The 18,926-nt window shown below is 43.4% G+C and carries 12 protein-coding genes; 7 read left to right on the top strand and 5 right to left on the bottom strand.

The genetic code is table 11. From position 1 onward, the window contains the following. Nucleotides 1-493 precede the first annotated feature (493 nt). The 3 genes from mtaB (at nt 494) to HPS54_RS07980 (ending at nt 4,470) form a co-directional block, all read left to right on the top strand. Entirely contained in the window at nt 494-1,834 is a 1,341-nt protein-coding gene (gene mtaB, locus HPS54_RS07990) for a tRNA (N(6)-L-threonylcarbamoyladenosine(37)-C(2))-methylthiotransferase MtaB (protein ID WP_172344914.1), read from the top strand. Continuing rightward, nucleotides 1,834-2,850 (top strand): glycosyltransferase family 2 protein, encoded by a 1,017-nt coding sequence (locus HPS54_RS07985; protein ID WP_172344913.1) that lies wholly within the window; start codon nt 1,834-1,836, stop codon nt 2,848-2,850. Before mtaB ends, HPS54_RS07985 begins: the two co-directional genes overlap by 1 nt. 114 nt (nt 2,851-2,964) lie before the next feature. Further along, nucleotides 2,965-4,470 carry an endonuclease gene (locus tag HPS54_RS07980; RefSeq protein WP_216653055.1) on the top strand — a complete coding sequence of 502 codons (1,506 nt, stop codon included), beginning with the start codon at nt 2,965-2,967 and terminating at the stop codon, nt 4,468-4,470. 449 nt (nt 4,471-4,919) lie between these two features. Here the strand turns inward: HPS54_RS07980 and HPS54_RS07975 are convergent, their stop codons facing one another. The 5 genes from HPS54_RS07975 to HPS54_RS07955 form a co-directional block, all read right to left on the bottom strand. Then, nucleotides 4,920-7,061: a peptidylprolyl isomerase gene (locus HPS54_RS07975; protein WP_172344912.1), complete on the bottom strand. Its 2,142-nt coding sequence runs from the start codon at nt 7,059-7,061 to the stop codon at nt 4,920-4,922. A 109-nt stretch (nt 7,062-7,170) separates the two neighbouring features. Further along, nucleotides 7,171-8,436, bottom strand: a complete 1,266-nt coding sequence (locus tag HPS54_RS07970) for a hemolysin family protein (RefSeq protein WP_253951969.1) — start codon at nt 8,434-8,436, stop codon at nt 7,171-7,173. A 4-nt stretch (nt 8,437-8,440) separates the two neighbouring features. Then, complete coding sequence (gene lptC / locus HPS54_RS07965; protein WP_420907318.1) at nt 8,441-9,091, bottom strand: LPS export ABC transporter periplasmic protein LptC; 651 nt, start codon at nt 9,089-9,091, stop codon at nt 8,441-8,443. 28 nt (nt 9,092-9,119) lie between these two features. After that, nucleotides 9,120-10,421, bottom strand: a complete 1,302-nt coding sequence (bamG, locus tag HPS54_RS07960; protein WP_420907317.1) for a BamG family beta-barrel-assembly machinery protein — start codon at nt 10,419-10,421, stop codon at nt 9,120-9,122. Beyond that, nucleotides 10,408-11,142, bottom strand: coding sequence for a type III pantothenate kinase (locus HPS54_RS07955; protein WP_172344911.1), 735 nt, complete (start codon nt 11,140-11,142; stop codon nt 10,408-10,410). Before HPS54_RS07955 ends, bamG begins: the two co-directional genes overlap by 14 nt. An 89-nt stretch (nt 11,143-11,231) precedes the next feature. Between HPS54_RS07955 and HPS54_RS07950 the strand changes: the two genes are divergently transcribed. From HPS54_RS07950 to HPS54_RS07935, 4 genes are all read left to right on the top strand, one after another. Beyond that, on the top strand, nt 11,232-12,446 hold the full coding sequence (locus HPS54_RS07950; protein ID WP_172344910.1) for an Lnb N-terminal periplasmic domain-containing protein: 1,215 nt from the start codon (nt 11,232-11,234) through the stop codon (nt 12,444-12,446). Next, the gene (locus HPS54_RS07945) at nt 12,443-13,852 is read left to right on the top strand and encodes an alkaline phosphatase family protein (RefSeq protein ID WP_253951968.1); all 1,410 of its coding nucleotides are present in this window, start codon (nt 12,443-12,445) and stop codon (nt 13,850-13,852) included. The genes HPS54_RS07950 and HPS54_RS07945 overlap by 4 nt, the downstream gene beginning before the upstream one ends. A 124-nt stretch (nt 13,853-13,976) precedes the next feature. Next, nucleotides 13,977-17,354, top strand: coding sequence for a preprotein translocase subunit SecA (gene secA / locus HPS54_RS07940; RefSeq protein WP_172344909.1), 3,378 nt, complete (start codon nt 13,977-13,979; stop codon nt 17,352-17,354). A 268-nt stretch (nt 17,355-17,622) separates the two neighbouring features. Next, nucleotides 17,623-18,363, top strand: coding sequence for an ABC transporter ATP-binding protein (locus HPS54_RS07935; protein ID WP_172344908.1), 741 nt, complete (start codon nt 17,623-17,625; stop codon nt 18,361-18,363). The last annotated feature ends 563 nt before the right edge of the window (nt 18,364-18,926 follow it).

Raw genomic sequence — 18,926 nt, 5'->3', positions numbered from 1 at the left:
TTATTAAAACGTTGCAAAGGTAAGTATTTTTTCGATACGTTGTTCTCTTTTTAGAGTTTTTTTTAGTGTATTTTTGTAACTTTTTTGTAAGTACTTGAACTGCAATATATTACAATGGCTTAATAACTGTTAAAGTTTTCGGGCGTGTAAATAAATATTAAGTAAGACTTATGCGATAGGGTGGGTGGGGATATAATCAGGGTATCACTTTATCGTTCTTATTTGTTTTTTTCTTACCTTTGCATAAGATAAGCTTCGCCTCAGCAATTTCAAGCGGGCTTGATTGCGTTCGGCTTGCATTATCTTTGCATAAGATAAGCTTCGCCTCAGCAATTTCAAGCGGGCTTGATTGCGTTCGGCTTGCATTATCTTTGCATAAGATAAGCTTCGCCTCAGCAATTTCAAGCGAGCTTGATTGCGTTCGGCTTGCATTATCTTTGTACTATATATAATAATGTGTGCGGATGTTCCGCACTTAAAATGATAAGATATAATGATAAACTCATCGGCGTTTCAGGGCAAGAAAGCAGCATATTTTACTCTCGGATGTAAACTCAACTTTTCGGAAACATCCACTATAGGGCGCTTGCTGGGCGAAATGGGAGTTGTTACGGCTGCCAAGGGCGAGCCGGCAGATATATGTATAATAAACACATGTTCGGTGACAGACATGGCGGACCACAAGTGCAGGCAGGCGATTCACCGTATGGTACGTGAGAACAAGGGGGCATTTGTTGTCGTTACGGGATGTTATGCCCAGCTCGAACCGGAAACGATAAGCAGGATGGAAGGTGTGGATCTGGTTCTCGGTGCCAATGAGAAGGCACGTCTTATACAATATCTTTCAGAGGCATGGACGGATAAGACGGACGAAGAGAACGGGCTGCACAGGCATTTTTCTGTGGCGACAAAAGATATAAAGGACTTTGCGCCGTCGTGCTCGCGCGGCAACCGCACGCGCTATTTCCTGAAGGTTCAGGACGGCTGCAACTATTTCTGTACATACTGTACCATACCGTATGCACGCGGTTTCAGCCGCAACCCGACGATAGACTCGCTGGTAAGGCAGGCGGAACAGGCTGTTGCCGAGGGCGGAAAGGAGATTGTACTGACGGGAGTAAACATCGGAGACTTCGGCGTTTCCACCGGTGAGACATTCGTGGAGCTTGTGAAAGAGCTTGATAAGGTGGGCGGTGTGAAGCGTTACAGGATAAGCAGCATCGAACCGAACCTGCTTACCGATGAGCTGATAGACTACTGTGCGTCGAGCCGTGCTTTCATGCCTCACTTCCACATACCGTTGCAGAGCGGGTCGGATGCGGTACTTAAGCTCATGCACCGCCGTTATGACACGGCATTGTTTGCGCATAAGATAAGACTGATAAAAGAGAAAATGCCCGATGCCTTCATTGGTGTGGACGTGATGGTGGGTACTCGCGGCGAGCTGCCTGAATATTTTGAGGAGACATACCGTTTCCTTGAGTCGCTGGACGTTGCACATCTGCATGTGTTCCCTTATTCTGAACGTCCCGGTACGGCAGCCCTGAAGATACCGTATATTGTTTCAGACCGGGAGAAGAAGCTGCGCAGCAAGCGGCTTTTGAGCCTTTCGGAAGAAAAGACCGAGGCTTTTTATGCAAGGCATATTGGCACCACGGCAGAGGTTCTGCTGGAGAAAGCTGCTCGCGGAAAGGCGATGCACGGCTTTACAAGGAATTATATACGTGTGGAACTGCCGTCGTCGCAGGCTGATGAGGCACTCGACAATCAGATTGTAACCGTGCGTCTCGGAGACTTCAACAGTGACAGGTCGGCACTTAAAATAACGTTGTGATGGACAAGATAGCGATTGTAATACTGAACTGGAACGGCAGTAAGATGCTGAAGACCTATCTTCCCTCCGTTCTTGAATATTCGCGTGGCGATGCAGTTGTTTATGTTGCTGACAACGCTTCCGAAGATGACTCGTTGCAGATGCTTGCCGTGCATTTCCCCGAGGTGCGCATAATAAGGCTCGACCGCAACTATGGCTTTGCCGAAGGCTACAACAGAGCGTTGGCATCTGTGGAGGCGGAGTATTATGTCATTTTGAATTCGGATGTGGAAGTGACGCATCATTGGCTCGATCCGCTGACGGAATTTATGGATTATCATCCGGAAGCGGCGGCATGTCAGCCTAAACTGCTGTCGGTGTCAGACCGTGATTTCTTTGAATATGCCGGTGCTTGTGGCGGATATATCGACCGTTACGGCTATCCTTTCTGCCGCGGACGCATATTCGGCACGGTGGAGGAGGATAACGGACAGTATGATTATAATGCCGAAATACTGTGGGCGACAGGCGCCTGTCTCATGATACGTTCGGAAGACTACCGCAGGGCAGGCGGTTTTGACGCCCGCTTCTTTGCACATAATGAGGAGATAGACCTTTGCTGGCGCCTGCGTATCATGGCGCGCAAGATATATTGCATACCGGACAGCGTGGTGTACCATGTCGGTGGCGGCACACTGCCTAAAGGCAATCCGATGAAGACATACCTTAACTTCCGCAACAATCTCACCATGCTTTATAAGAACCTTGACGGCAAAGAGCTTCGTCGTGTGATGACGGTGCGGTGGTTTCTTGATTATGTGGCGGCATTTCAGATGCTTGTTGCCAACCGCAGCATAGGCGATTTCAAGGCCGTGTTCCGTGCAAGGCGCGACTTCAGGCGGTGGCGCAATGATTTTGCAGCGGATAGGGCGGCAATACAGTCGTCCCGTTTGTTGTGGGATATTCCGGAACGCTTTGACTATTCAATTCTCCGGAAGTATTATATAAAAGGTATAAGGAAGTTTTCCGGTTTGTGATGTTCCGGCGGATCTTTCCTATGGGGCGCGGATCGATATGATTTCAAATAATATGAATTGATTTTGCAATATTATTTATAAATACTATATTTGTTGGTAAAACTTATTAAAACTATGAAAAAGATATTCTTAAGAACAGACATCATGCTGCTGATGCTCTTGATGGCACAGGCGGCTGTGGCGCAGATACCCGACGGGTATTATACGTCGCTTAAAGGAAAGAAAGGTGCGGAACTGAAAACAGCCGTGCATAACATCATAAAGGATGCAACAGTGCTGGACTATGGCTCGGGACGTGGAAGTACATGGGAGGGCTTTTATTCCACCGACCGTACGGACGACAATATGGTGATAGACCGTTACAGCAACGATGAACGCTATTTTGGCAGTAAGGGTTCGTCGGTGGGCGGTATGAACATAGAGCATTCTTTTCCGAAAAGCTGGTGGGGAGGCTCGCAAAATCAGGCATACAAGGACTTGTATAACCTTATGCCGAGCGAGCAGAAGATAAACTCTTCTAAATCCAATTATCCTATGGGTAAGGTGACAGACGTTAGAACAGACAACGGATGCACCAAGATTGGAACAGGTATAAACGGATATCAGCTGTGGGAACCGGCGGACAAGTGGAAGGGTGACTTTGCACGCGGATACATGTATATGGCAACGGCTTATCAGAACTTCACGTGGAGCGGTACGCAGGCGTTGCAGATATTGCAGCAGGGCGATTATCCCACGTTGAAACCATGGGCATATACGCTCTATATAGAGTGGGCAAGGGTTGATAAAGTGGATGAGATGGAGGTGAGACGTAACGATGCGGTTTGCAAGATACAGGGCAACCGTAACCCGTATGTAGACTTTCCAAACCTCATGGAATATGTATGGGGCGACAGTACGGATATAGCTTTCGATCCGGATAAGACCGAGAAATCGTCGGACTATGTCGGAGGCGGAGGTACTTATCCTGGTGATGAAGAGGATATATACAAGGAAGATTTTACGGGAAACAATGAAGGAAACTGTACGGTGGTTAATACGGATGTACCCAATTCAGGCTTCATCGTATGGCAGAGCGACCCTTTGTATGGCTGGAAGGGTACGGCATTTAAAGGCGGTGCTAATAAGGCAGATGCGACGTTGTACACACCTGAGATTGACTTGAACGGATACAGTACGGCAATATTGTCGTTCAGTCATGCCGTGAACTTCTGTACGACCGCCCAACCGTCAGATGTTTTGGCTGTAGAAGTTGTTTGTGACGACCGGACAACGGTGCTTCAGGGTATAAAGTGGCCTAAGGGAACATCTTGGACATTTAATGATTCGGGTGATATTCCGCTTGATGACTTTGTCGGAAAGAAGATAAAGATTGCATTCCATTATACAAGTACAGCGGCTGAGGCTTCTACATGGGAGATAAAGACCATGAGTGTAAGAGGAAAGAAGATACCTACTGATGTTGCACTGCCGTCGGTATCGTCTCCGTCAAAGCCCGACTTTACACGTCCTTATGAGATGTATACAACTGCCGGATGCCGTATAAGCAGTATCACAAGCCGTGGCATCGTTATTATAAGACAGGACGGCAAGACATGGAAGTTTGTTGTTAACAAGTAATTTCCGCTACGATTTATAGAGGGGAGACAGTAGAAGCTGTGTGGCTGATGCCACGAACGATAAAAGACAATGGGTTTGTACCGAGCACCGATGCAACGTCTTTTATCTTCCTTGCTTCTCCTGTCTCCCTCTATTTTTCCTTTTTCTTTCGGTCTGACATCACTCCCTTTTATGCCGGCTGATTTATAATGTTAGTTTGAATGACTATAGATATTTGTTGCACGCAACAAATATTGAATTTTGATACATTCATAATAGGTGTTATATAATAAGGTATATGAATTCGACAAGCTCACGCTAAATTAGCAATCCAACATTCTTAACCTCAAGACCTGATACCTTAAACATATCACCTTATAACCTTCCACCTCTAACCTTATAAAAAAATGCAGCCCGACAATCAAGCCGGGCTGCATTTTTTTATAAAGTTCAAATATTTCCTTAGAAGATTAGAAGAACAGATAGCGGTTGTCCTTTACATTTGCCTTTGCATACAACTCTGACATGAAGTTGCCTGCATACTGCAGGGCTTTCTGTTTCAGACGCTGCTCGTATTCTTTTGCATCAAATTTAACGGGACGCATCTTCTTGCTGTTAACTTGGAAGAGGTATACACCGGCATTTCCCTTAACGGCATGTGAAGAGAACTTGCCCTGTGCTGTTGCTGCAACGGCACCGCTAAGAGCGGGTTCGCTTGCTCCGGTTGCCTGAACAAATACGGGAGCAGCAAAAGTAACCTGTTCTACAGTTGCAATCTTTCCACCCTTTGCCTTTGCCTCTGCCATGTTCTTGACACCGTTCAGCTTGCCGATGAGCAACTCTGCTTTCTTGTCGTTCATCACTTCCTGCTTGATATAGTCTTTTACATTAGTGTCATCGAGCGGACGATATCCTGTCTTGTGAACCTTTGTCATGGCAAGAACAAGCAAATGGTCGTTTTCACCGCACTCATACAAAGGAGAAATCTCACCTTCCTCTGCCTCGAATATCCACTTCATGGCATCGCGTGTGCCGTTTATGCCTACGACATAGTGCTCAGAGTTGCGTATGTCGTTGCGCTCCTGAACTTTCAGACCGTACTTGGCTGCATTTTTCTCCATTGCTTCCAACGACTGGTTTTCACTTACGAACTGGCTGAACTTGTTATATGCAGCAGAGTAAGTGTCTTTAGAAAACTCTATAGGCTTCTTTACTACAGCTACCGTATACTTGTCTGTCATTGCCTTACGGTCTGTAACCTGAAGAATAAGGTTGAACTGTGCCATCTGCAAGTTCTTTGTTTCATTGACAGCCGATGTGTTCAATGCCGAGATATAAGCCTTGGTATCCTTATCCATTGAAGGAGCATTCTGATACTGGGCAGATGTTATCCAAGTCTTTTCGCCTGTCTGACCGTATTTCTTTGCAAGTGCTTCAAAGTCGGCACCGCCCTGAAGAGCCGTGTATATGCTGTCTGCTGTCTTGCGTGCAGCCTCAGGTGTGGCACCGCCAACCTGTATTGCGCGGAACTGTACAGAGTCGGGCAATTGAGTCTTTGACATGAGGCGTACAATATTAAGCGTATTATCTGCCTTATTCTCAAACGGTCCTACCATAGAACCAACTGCTATTGAATCAAGACGTGCTGCGATGTCAGACGGGAACGCATTCTTTGTCTGCGGTATTCCTAAATAAGCCACGTATGAAGCGCTCTTACGTACAACCTCTGAAGGGTCTTCGGCACTCTGCAAGTCCTGTGCATAAGACTTGAATGTCTTGTCCAAAGCTGCGCGGTCTGCCTGTGACGGAAGAACCTGCAACTCGACATACTTGACGTCACGGCTCTCTTCATATTGCTTGAAACGTGGTTTCAACTCATCGTATTTTGCCTTAAGGTCGCTGTCTGAAACCTTAACGTCGTCGTCTTTTACAGAAGTATAAGGATATGCTGCCAACTGTATGTTGCTTTCCTGATTTTCATCATTATATGCAATCTTTGCAGAAACCGGGTTTGACAGAATGCATCCGGCAAACAAAGTCTGATATTTCTGTGCAAGTATCTGCTGACGGAGAGACTTTTCTACGAAAATCCAGAAATTGTAAATGCTGCGATACTGTTCTGCCATCTGCGGGTTTACAGTCTGTGCCTGTTTGTATTCGGCAAGGAACTTCTGCAATGCGTTTACATCAAAGCGTCCGGTCTGCTGGTTGACAAAGGGTGTCTGCATCAGCATGGGGTTTGTACCTTCTGTAAGAACGTTCTGCAACTCCTTGGCTGTTACAGTGAGACCAAGCTCTTTGGCTTCTTTCTCTATAAGTTTGTTCTGTACGTAAGTGTTCCACACAACGTCCTTTATCTGGTTCAGTTCTCTGTCTGTAAGATTTTCACGTCCTTGTGTAACTTTCATGACATTAGTGTACTCGTCTACTAATTTTTGGAAATCCTGTACATTGACTTTCTCTCCAAAGACTTCACCTACCTGCTGTCTGCTTTCATTGCGCATGGAATCGCAAGAGCGGAACATCTCTTCTGCAATAAAAGCAAAAAGGGCAAAACCTATCACAGTGATAAGAATTACGCCCCTACTTCTGATTTTTCCTAAAGCTGCCATTTATTATTTGTTTGTTTTTAATTATTATTCGTGTTATAATATGTATATTTAGCGCACAAAATTACAAAAAAGATAATACAAAACGGTATGTTTCAAATAAAAAGTTATGCTATTCCATGACTTTTAGCTTGACCAACTCTATTTTTGTCATTGTTTTCCGCAATATTTTAAATTCAAAGTTACCTATCTTTATTATTTCGTTTAATTTCGGGAAACTTTGATATTCGTGCAGGATAAGTCCTCCCAATGTCTTATAGTCTTCACTTTCGGGCAAGTCGAGTCCGAACTGTTCGTTCACATTATCTATTTCAAGACGAGCGGACAGCAGATAATCGCCGTCCGAAGTCTTTACGGCAGTATAATTAGAATTGTCATGTTCGTCTTCTATCTCACCGAATATCTCTTCTACAATGTCTTCCAAAGAAACAAGTCCGCTCGTACCGCCGAATTCATCCACTACAACCCCGATGCTCTTTTTCTGCTGTAAGAACATCTGCATCAGTTTATGGGCAGTCATAGTCTCCGGCACAAACAGCATTGAATGTATATGCTCCTGCCAGTCATCCGGATTGCGGAACAGTTCAAGCGAATGTATATATCCCACAATATGGTCTATATCCTCTTTATATACGATAATCTTAGACTTGCCGCTTTCGATGAACATATTCCGAAGGTCGTTTATGGAACTGCCGCATTCCACTGCACACATCTCCGTACGAGGTACCATGCAGTCGCGCACTTTTGTATCAGAAAAATCAAGGGCGTTCTGAAATATACGCACCTCATCATCGATCTTGTTGTCACGGGCATTGTCTATGCTTGTCTGAACCAGGTAATCAAGGTCAACGCGGGAGAAACCTTCGTCATTGCCGTCCTGTTCTATGTTCATGCCCAACATGCGCAGCAACATACGCGACACCATCGTCGTGAACCGCGAAATGGGCCATAAGATAATGTAACATAGATATGCCGGTATGGCAAAAATTGTGAGCAGGCGGTTGGGATTGCTTTTGAACAATGTCTTGGGAAGAAATTCTCCGGTAAATAAAACGATGATTGTTGATAGGATTGTATCAGCCGGAACCGTAAAGCCTGCATCCAAACCGGCAAATATAGTATTGTCGAAGAACGATGCTATAAGTATGCCGTATACAACAAGTGCTATATTATTTCCGACGAGCATTGTGCTGACGAAATTATTAGGATGACGGTAGAACTTTGCCAACAAACTGCTGGACACTCCCGTCTTGTCGCGATCCATTTCTGCCAGCATGCGGTTACTTGAAACAAATGCTATCTCCATTCCTGAAAAGAATGCAGAAAAGCACATTGTTATAATTATACCCGATATAAGGGATAGACTGACTTGTTCCATAAAATTATAATGGTGAAGTTCTTGCAGACGGAGAAACCGGTAAGCGTTTCTTTGCCTTTGTCGTATCAGGGGCAGTTAAAATACTGTCCTTTTCGCTGTTTCCCATACCGCCTTTAACAAAAGAACCTTTGGAATTACTTATAGAATAACGTGTCATACGCTCATCGCTGACAAAATAACTGCCTTGCATCTCGCGCTCAGGAGTCACGAGACGTGAAAACTTATTACTGTACAACTCGTGTGAACTTTGATCCCAATACAGTTCTTCGCTGGAAAACCGCAGACCGTCGGTCGTACGTACACGTACTCTTCCACGCAGTTCCCACAATTTCTTCTGGTCGAAATAGTAAGCGGTATCACATTGTATATATGCTTCTACATGGAATTTCTCATCAAACTGTTCCATAAAAAGCCCTTTGTCGAAAATCCAACGCGACGGGTTACGCGCCTGATTTACCTCCCAACGTTCTGTTACGATACGGTATTTTATAACTCCCGAGTCTGATATAAGCGTATTTACTCCGTAGGATGTCATCATTGCCACTGAATCACGTGGATATATGGCAGGGGCTATGTGTTCCTTTTCCTCTGTACAAGCAAAGGAACACAAACATAATAACAATATATACAGTAAATATTTCAACGATTTTCGCAAAATGAGGTTTTACAAATCGGAGCGCATGTCATTCGACTTTCCATTTCATAAACCAGCGTTCATTGAATGTCAGTCCGATGTTGATACGGAAAGTGTTTTCTTTAATAAGTCCCGTTGCTTCTGAACGAACCCATTGACCGGATATGTTCAATATAGACCGGTTGTTATACCCGTTCATTATAGGTATACCGAAACCGGCACTTACACTTATCTCTTTCGGACCATCCTGTCCGTTTACCTTATAATAAGGTGTGGCGTAAGAAGCACCGGCACGGAAACGGACTCTGTTAAAGAAGTTGCGGCTGTAAGCGTTCTTGCAGAATTCACCGCCGACTGTGATTTTATGACGGTCGTCATAATAATCATCGGACAACTGATAAACGGGAGTATTTCCGACAGTTGTATAAACAGGATATTCAATGCTGCCCCATTTCTGATAATTATAGTCTATACCTAATTTCCATTGATTTTTGTGTTTCCACATCAAGCCCACGCCTAACGTTGTAGGTATGGCTAATCCTTTCTTGACAGAATATGATGTTGTGTCGGGAGTAGACGTAGAAGGATCCGTGGATACTACATCGCATCGTGGTGTTGCATTCAACTTATGACCGAGACCGTAAGTCACGCCTAAAGTTAATTCATTGTTCTTGTCGAATGCATGTACATATTGAGCACCCAAATCTATCTTATAACTGTTCACTGTTGCCGTATAATACTTTGACAGAGTCTTAGCCCAACTGTCGCTATAGCTGTTGATAACGGCACGCTCATAGTCACCCCATAAATAGGAAACGTTGGCACCTACGGACATTCCTTTTAGAAATTCCCAGCCCAATCCGAAATAAACCTGATGAATACCGCCACTACCGGAATAAGAGTTTGTATAAACCATGTTGCGATCTCCGTCAAGATAGTCGCTCACAGAATAGTTATATCCTATATTTGTATATGGTAAGATACCGAAACTCACACCTACATGCTTAAAAGCCCTGAAACCGGCGACCACATATTCAAAATCAGCATTGTTTGCATTTAGTGTCTTTTCGTTTTCAGTGAAGCTTGTTATTTGTCCGGATAGTCCTGCATCGAAAAGAAACATCAATGAATCCATAGAGGAATATGATGCAGGATTAATGAAGTTCACTTGATTGCTTTCGCGGAAACCTAATCCCAATCCGTTCATACCTCTGTTGAAACCACTCGTCTGGTCACTTAATACTCCTAATCCATATTGACTATAAGGTGAATTTGTGCCACTTTGGGCAAAAACGGACATAGCTGCAAATGCAACTGACAACAAGCTTAAAAATTTTCTATAACAAACCATTATTATACTCCAATATACGGTTAAGCCCCTTGGGGACTATAAAATTATCTGCAAATATGGGCATTTTTTCTGAAAAATGCAAATTTAGATGCACGCCTCCCGTTAAATAAACGAAAAGTTCTGGATATTCTTTCATAAAATGATTGATATAACCCTCTATTTCATATTTAACGCCATTAACAACTCCATTACGTATTGCTGTTTCTGTTGTATCGCCGATAAGGCTCATGTTTCCTTTCCTGTCTACCAAGGGCAGACGGTCTGTATAGGCATTCAACGCTTTCAGACGCATTGAAAGTCCGGGGGAAATGTTTCCGCCAAGATACTCTCTTTTAGATGAAACCATGTCAAAAGTAACACATGTTCCAATGTCAATGATGAGCACATCATTATCCGGTCGCAGGTAATTGGCACCTACGGCAGCGGCAAGTCGGTCTGTACCTAAAGTTTTTGGAGTGGCATATCTATTAATAATAGGTATAGGAGTTTCATCGCTGACAAAATGTAACATGGGAAAAGGCAATGAATTAATTGCATCGCAAAACTCTGTATCCAAATCCGAAACATTGGAATAGATGCCCTTTTCAAACCTATACTTGCTACAGAAATCAAGCAAACATGTGCTTTCATTTTTATCTGCACGTACCTCCTCAACAACGTTGTCGCCGTCGAAGCATACCATCTTTACACAAGTATTGCCTATATCTATTATTATATTCACGTAACTAAATTAGCTTACGGGGTGCAAAATTATTAAAAAAAAAAGAAACGACAGCACGGTAAGTGGAAAATATAAGTTATTTTTGCATCGTGGAAAAAATCAAGAGAATATATATAGTACTGACTTTATTGACATTATGTCGTGGATTGGCTTTTGCAAACAACGATAATGTTGTTCTTAATGAGAATAACGACTCCACAAAACGCATAAGTCTGCTGACATGTCAGCCGGGGGATGAAGTGTATTCTCTATACGGTCATACGGCCATAAGATATCAGGATTCCGAGAATGACATAGACATTGCGATAAACTATGGAATGTTTTCTTTTGACAAGCCTTATTTCATAATAAGGTTCATATTGGGGCTGACCGACTATGAAATGGGGATTATTCCTTTTGACAGGTTTATGCAGGAATACGGCTTTACCAGAAGAGGTGTCTTTGAACAGGAACTGAACCTTTCTCCGGAAGACAAAGAAAGATTTATAGCAGCCGTAGAAAAGAATTATCTTCCCGAAAACAGAACATACAGATACAATTACTTTTATGACAACTGTACGACACGTGCAAGAGACATTATAGAACAATCTGTAGGCGGTAGCAGGCAAATAACATTCGTTAAAGAAACGTCTGAACAGAAAAGTATGTCGTATCGTGACTTTATACATTTGTATAATGAAAATCACCCTTGGGCACGATTGGGCAATGATCTGCTGCTTGGATTAAAAGCAGACAGACCTATTGACAACCGGCAGAAACAGTTTCTTCCGGAAAATCTGAAAGATGATTTTCAAAAGGCAACAGTTGTCGGTGATGACAAAAAGAGTGGAATTCCACTTGTCAAAACATCAGGGTGGATAATCGGTCCGTTTGAAAAAAACGTAGGCGACAGCTTTATGATACGACCCATACATTGTGCTTTAGCTATACTTATAATATCTGTAATGTCTGTAATCATTGAGATAAAAACAAGAAAAACGATGTGGGGACTTGACTTGTTCTTTATGTTGACAACAGGTCTGGCTGGTATTATAATCTTCGTTATGTTGTTCTCGCAGCATCCTACTACAACATTAAACTTGCAGATACTCTTGTTAAATCCCATAACTTTATTCTTTGTATATAGAACCACCAAACATTCAAGAAGGAAAATAAAGGATAAATACTGGATGTATGCATTGGTCTGTATTATTGTCTTTCTTTTGGGAAGTTTCATACAATGTTATGCAGAGGGTATGTGTGTGTTGGCACTTGCATTACTGGCAAGATGTTTAAGTCATATATATAATAAGCAAATTGTATGAAACACAAGTATATAGGAATAACACTACTGGTTGCCATGCAGGTAATAAACATGCAGGCACTTGCTGTAAAACAGCCTCCCAAACTTGTGGTAAGTATTGCAATAGAGCAGTTGCGTACGGATTATCTGGAGAAATTTGCACATTTATACGGAGAATATGGCTTTAAACAACTGTTGGAAAAAGGTACGGTCTATACATCTGCACAGATTCCTTTTCATCCTGTAGACCGGGCATCTGCCATTGCATCCATATCTACGGGAACATCACCTTATTATAATAGTATTGTTGGCATCGAGTGGTTGAACCGTAACACGCTTAAGCCTACATATTGTATAAGCAACGAGCAATACGACTGTTATTCTCCGGCAAACATTGCGACGTCTACAATTGGCGACGAACTGAAAATAGCGACCAATGGTAATGCCATTGTGTACGGCATTGCCCGGAAACCAGATGCAGCGATATTATCTGCCGGACATGCGGCAGACGGTGCATACTGGATTGATAACGACAATCTTTGGTGCTCGTCGAAATATTATAACAAGAAACTGCCGCAATGGCTGGATACATATAATAAAACATACAATTCTGCAATAAACAGCACAAACGACCGTGTCACGGAAATGGCATTAAAGTGCATGAATTTCAATTCCATGGGCAGGGATGATATAACGGACATGCTGTTTGTTTCTTACGATGCCACAGGTATCGACAATAAAGAAACGAAAGAACTGAATATACAGAAAACATACACACAGCTTGACTACACCTTAGGCAGGCTGATATCCAATATCGAAAAATCGATAGGCACGGAAAACGTTTTGTTTGTCATATCCGGAACAGGATACAACGAAGAACCGTGTACGGATTATTCCAAATATAAAGTCCCTTCAGGAACATTCTATATAAACAGGACTTCAAACCTGTTAAACATGTATCTGAGTGCTATATACGGACGCGACCAATATATTGACGGATGTTTTTACAACCAGATTTATCTTAATGTAAAGCTGATAGACCAGAAACGTCTTAATATAAGCGAGATACTGAACCGTTCTCAGATATTTCTTATGCAGAACTCGGGTGTACAGAATGTATACACCAACGAGAACCTTCTGACGGAAGAAAAATCGGGGAGCGAGAAGATACGTAACGGATACAATATTTTCAACTGCGGAGACATCATCATAGAGACGGCTCCGGGGTGGAAACTGATTAATGAAGACAATAAGCAGGAAACTGTATCAAATATGAGTTACACACCTTTTCCCATAATATTCTACGGTTCGGGAAAAGTTCCGCAACATATAGATGAGCCGGTGACAATAGACCGAATTGCACCTTCTGTTGCCAGAGCAATTCAAATAAGGGCGCCTAACGCATGCTCATCTTTACCGCTGTTTTAATGAAAATGCCTTATAATAAGGTCTATAGAACGTCAAATAATCATATTGTTCGTGCTCTTTAACAAATAAAATTTGTAAATTTGCACGGTTTTATAAGTTGTATAAATAATAATAAACATAAAAAATGGGTTTTAATAGTTTTTTAAAATCATTGTTCGGTGACAAATCGACACGTGACATGAAACTTATTCAGCCTTTAGTTGAAAAAGTTAAAGTAGCATATCCTGAAATAAAAGCACTCGACAACAACGCCCTCCGAGCACGTACAGAAGAGATAAAGATGTACGTACAGGACTCGGCAAAGGAACAGAAGGCTCAGATAAACGAACTTAAAGCAAAGATAGAAGATACTCCAATTGACGAGCGTGAAGAAATATTCAATCAAATAGACAAACTTGAGAAAGAGGTTCTTGAAGAATACGAAAAGGCTCTTAACGAGGTTATGCCCTTTGCTTTCAGCATTGTAAAAGAAACGGCACGTAGGTTTGCGGAAAACGAAGAGATTGTCGTTACTGCAAACGACTTCGACCGGGAGTTGGCAATAACAAAAGATTTTGTACGCATTGAGGGCGAGAACGCCATATACAGCAATCATTGGATTGCCGGCGGCAACGACATGAAGTGGGACATGGTGCACTATGATGTGCAGCTGTTCGGCGGTGCCGTGCTTCATCAAGGTAAAATCGCAGAAATGGCAACAGGTGAAGGAAAGACTCTTGTTGCCACATTGCCGGTATTTCTCAATGCGCTTACAGGCAACGGTGTGCATGTCGTTACAGTTAACGACTATCTTGCCAAGCGTGACTCAGAGTGGATGGGACCGCTTTACGAGTTCAACGGTCTGTCCGTAGACTGCATTGACAAGCACCGCCCCAACTCTCCAGAACGCCGCAAGGCTTATCAGGCAGACATCACATTCGGTACAAACAATGAATTCGGTTTTGACTATCTGCGCGACAACATGGCAATTTCGCCTGCCGACCTCGTACAGCGCGCTCATAACTATGCGATTGTCGATGAGGTAGACTCTGTTCTTATCGATGATGCACGTACACCGCTTATTATTTCCGGTCCGGTTCCCAACGGTGACGACCAGATGTTCGAAGAATATCAGCCGCTTGTCGAGCGTCTTGTTGATGTTCAGCGCAAACTTGCCACACAGTATCTTGCCGATGCAAAGCAGAAGATTGCGGAGGGAAGAGAAAAGAACGATCAGAAACTTATGGATGAAGGTTTCCTAAGCTTATACCGTTCTCACAAGTCGCTCCCGAAGAACAAGCCTCTTATCAAGTATCTTTCTGAGGAAGGAATAAAAGCGGGAATGTTGAAGACCGAAGAGATATACATGGAAAACAACAACCGCCGCATGCCGGAGGCTGTTGAACCGTTATATTTTGTGGTTGATGAGAAACTTAATTCCGCAGACCTTACCGATAAGGGAACAGAATGGCTGGCAAAACAGGTAAATGATAAAGAGTTGTTTGTACTGCCCGACATCACAACTGAACTGTCAAATCTTGAAAACGAAAAAGAACTCGATGCGCAGCAGCGTCTCGACAAGAAGGATGAACTGCTCAACCACTATGCCGTACAGAGCGAGCGTGTACACACCATACAGCAGCTTCTCAAAGCATACACGATGTTCAACAAGGACGATGAATACGTTGTTATGGACGGTGAAGTCAAGATTGTTGACGAGCAGACCGGTCGTATCATGGAAGGACGTCAGTGGAGCGACGGATTGCATCAGGCAATAGAGGCAAAGGAACATGTAAAGGTTAAGGAAGCAACACAGACATTCGCAACGATTACATTGCAGAACTACTTCCGTATGTACCACAAACTGTCGGGTATGACAGGTACTGCAAGTACAGAGGCAGGCGAGTTCTGGGATATATACAAGTTGGATGTTGTGGAGATTCCGACCAACAAGCCCATTGCCCGTAATGACATGGACGACCGCATCTATAAGACTTCACGTGAGAAGTACAATGCCGTGATAGATGAAATCATCGAGATGCGCAACTCCGGAAGACCGACACTTGTAGGTACAACATCGGTTGAAATATCCGAACTGTTGTCGAAAATGCTCAACATGCGCAAGATTCCTCACCAAGTGCTGAACGCCAAGCTCCACCAGAAGGAGGCAGACATCGTTGCACTTGCCGGTCAGAGCCGTCCGGGAATGGTGACAATAAAGGACGAAAATGGAAATACACATGAAGAGGAAAGACTGCTCGGAGCGGTAACCATTGCCACCAACATGGCGGGTCGTGGTACCGACATCAAGCTCTCTCAGGAAGTCAAGGCTGCCGGTGGTCTTGCCATTATCGGTACCGAGCGTCACGAGAGCCGTCGTGTGGACAGACAGTTGCGCGGTCGTGCCGGTCGTCAGGGCGACCCGGGAAGCTCTGTTTTCTATGTTTCCCTTGAAGACAAGCTCATGCGTCTGTTTGCAAGCGAACGCATAGCACGCGTAATGGACAAACTCGGATTTAAGGAAGGCGACCGTATTGAAAGCCCGATGATTTCGCGAAGCATAGAGCATGCACAGAAGAAGGTCGAGGAAAACAACTTCGGTATACGTAAGCGTCTTCTCGAATATGACGATGTGATGAACAAGCAACGTACCGTTGTGTACGAGAAACGCAAACACGCACTTATGGGCGAGCGTATCGGCATGGACATTACCAACATCATTTGGGACCGTGTTGTAAGCATTATAGAAAAGAACGACTACGAAGGGTGCCAGGACGAGTTCATGAAAGTACTCGCAATGGAATGTCCGTTCAGCAACGAGGAGTTTGTAAACGAGAGCAAGGACACCATTGCAGAGAAGTCTTTCCAGATGGCAATGGCAGATTTCAAGCGCAAGACCGACCGCATACAGTCTGTTGGATATCCCGTAATAAAGCAGGTTTATGAAAACCAAGGCAGCATGTACGAGCGTATTATGGTTCCTATCACGGACGGTAAGCGCGTATACAACATACCATGCGACCTTAAAGAGGCTTATGAGACTGAGGGCAAGAGCGTTGTGAAGCAGTTCGAGAAAACAATACTGCTGCATATCATCGACGATTGTTGGAAAGAGAACCTCCGTTCGCTCGACGAGCTTAAGCACAGTGTTCAGAACGCATCATACGAGCAGAAAGACCCGCTTGTAATATTCAAACTGGAAAGTGTCAAGCTGTTCGACGACATGGTAGACCAGATGAACAACCGCATCGTTGGCATACTTATGCGCGGTCAGATACCGGAGATACAGCAGAATGAGGTTCAGGAGGCTGCTCCAGAACAGCGCACACAGCGTTACAACGAACAGAAAGACGACCTTACCGACCCGGGACAGAAAGCAGCGGCAAGTCATGACACGCGCGAAAGCGCCGCTCCACAGCGCCAGATGCCGATACGCAAGGACAAAATGCCGGGACGTAACGACCTGTGTCCGTGTGGCAGTGGCAAGAAATTCAAGAACTGCCACGGCAAAGGAATTGTTTAATAAATAGTTTACGAATTACGAATGTTGAGTTATGAGTTACGAATTGTTCTTGCTTCGCTGCGATGATGAATTAACAATTTGTAAATTTGTAACTCAACATTTTTTCGTACCCCGGCATTCGTAATCTATACCCCGGTGCATTCGTGATTCAAAAACTCTTAATCGCAGCGCAGCGAGAACAATTCATAACTCCTAATTCATAATTCGTAATCGCAGCATAGCGAGAACAATTCGTAATTCATAACTCAAAACTCGTAATTCAAAACTCATGCTCCTTGAAATAAGCAACCTTACAAAAGTCTTCGGTGACAAAACCGTACTTGATATACATAGTTTTAATATAGGCAACGGCGAGATTGTAGGACTTGTCGGCAACAACGGTGCAGGAAAAACCACATTGTTCCGTTCCTTACTTGACCTTATTAAATGCGACAGCGGAGAAATCGCCATGTGTCCTCAAACAGAGAACGAACACGAAGGTAATGAACCTGCAATAAATCCGGCACAGTCCGAAGAATGGAAGAAGTTTACCGGTGCATACATAGACGACGGTTTTCTTATAGACTTCCTCACGCCCGAAGAATATTTCCACTTTATTGGTAAGGTTAACGGTATTAGCAAAGAAGAGACGGACAGCCGTCTTGAAGAATTCAGCCAGTTTATGGGTGGCGAAATACTCGGACAAAAGAAGCTCATCCGCAACCTTTCTGCCGGCAACAAGCAGAAAGTGGGTATCATATCAACAATGCTGCACCGCCCCCAACTGATAATACTCGACGAGCCGTTCAACTTCCTAGACCCCTCAAGTCAGAACTATCTTAAGAAACTTCTTGTGAGATATAACGAAGAAACAGGAGCAACTATCATTATAAGTAGCCACAACCTTGCACACACCGAGGACATCTCCACACGCATCGCTCTGCTTGAGCATGGCGTGATAATAAAAGATCTTGACAATAGGAATAGAGCGGTGAATAAGGAATTGGAAAGCTATTTCAGTATTGATTGATATGTAAGGTTCTACCGCTTACAATGTTAGGGATAGATAACATTACTTGATATTTTTATAGATAAACAATTATAAATAAAGTAGGCATTTTGCAAATAATATTTTTTATTGTAACTTTGCCGCAAACTTAAAACATTGATGCCTATGACATAAAACTTATCGCCGAGCGCGAAAAGACATATTTAAAATAAGAGCGTTAGCTTTTGTTCTTTTTATTCAAGAATCTGGACAATTCTAAATCAACAAAGAGCAAGAGGTCATAACGCCCGCACCCCTCAGGTGTGGGCTTGACTGTATTCTGTTGATTGGGTAGTCCAGAACCTTTGAATAAAGAATAATAGATAGTCAACTCCACGCCTTTTTTGTATGCCTGTGCCAACTCATTTATTACTTCTTTTATTATAAACATGTCCGTGGAGTTGGGACACAACAGATAATCACTAGTGTCCCATTAAAATTGGGACGTTGTTAAAAATCAAATAAACTTGGTCCATCAGGTCCAAATCGTTCTTTGTCATTTTGAAATTTAGTTTTGTCAAAGAGGTCTCGAAGAGGCGTTTTAT

This window comes from Xylanibacter caecicola, from assembly GCF_013166515.1.
GTDB classification, from domain to species: Bacteria; Bacteroidota; Bacteroidia; order Bacteroidales; family Bacteroidaceae; genus Prevotella; species Prevotella caecicola.
This window is presented reverse-complemented; position numbering and strand designations above follow the sequence as displayed.

Coding starts and splice junctions, on each gene's coding strand:
- mtaB (WP_172344914.1), top strand. CDS start 494: ATGATAAACTCATCGGCGTTTCAGGGCAAGAAAGCAGCATATTTTACT.
- HPS54_RS07985 (WP_172344913.1), top strand. CDS start 1,834: ATGGACAAGATAGCGATTGTAATACTGAACTGGAACGGCAGTAAGATG.
- HPS54_RS07980 (WP_216653055.1), top strand. CDS start 2,965: ATGAAAAAGATATTCTTAAGAACAGACATCATGCTGCTGATGCTCTTG.
- HPS54_RS07975 (WP_172344912.1), bottom strand. CDS start 7,061: ATGGCAGCTTTAGGAAAAATCAGAAGTAGGGGCGTAATTCTTATCACT.
- HPS54_RS07970 (WP_253951969.1), bottom strand. CDS start 8,436: ATGGAACAAGTCAGTCTATCCCTTATATCGGGTATAATTATAACAATG.
- bamG (WP_420907317.1), bottom strand. CDS start 10,421: ATGGTTTGTTATAGAAAATTTTTAAGCTTGTTGTCAGTTGCATTTGCA.
- HPS54_RS07945 (WP_253951968.1), top strand. CDS start 12,443: ATGAAACACAAGTATATAGGAATAACACTACTGGTTGCCATGCAGGTA.
- secA (WP_172344909.1), top strand. CDS start 13,977: ATGGGTTTTAATAGTTTTTTAAAATCATTGTTCGGTGACAAATCGACA.
- HPS54_RS07935 (WP_172344908.1), top strand. CDS start 17,623: ATGCTCCTTGAAATAAGCAACCTTACAAAAGTCTTCGGTGACAAAACC.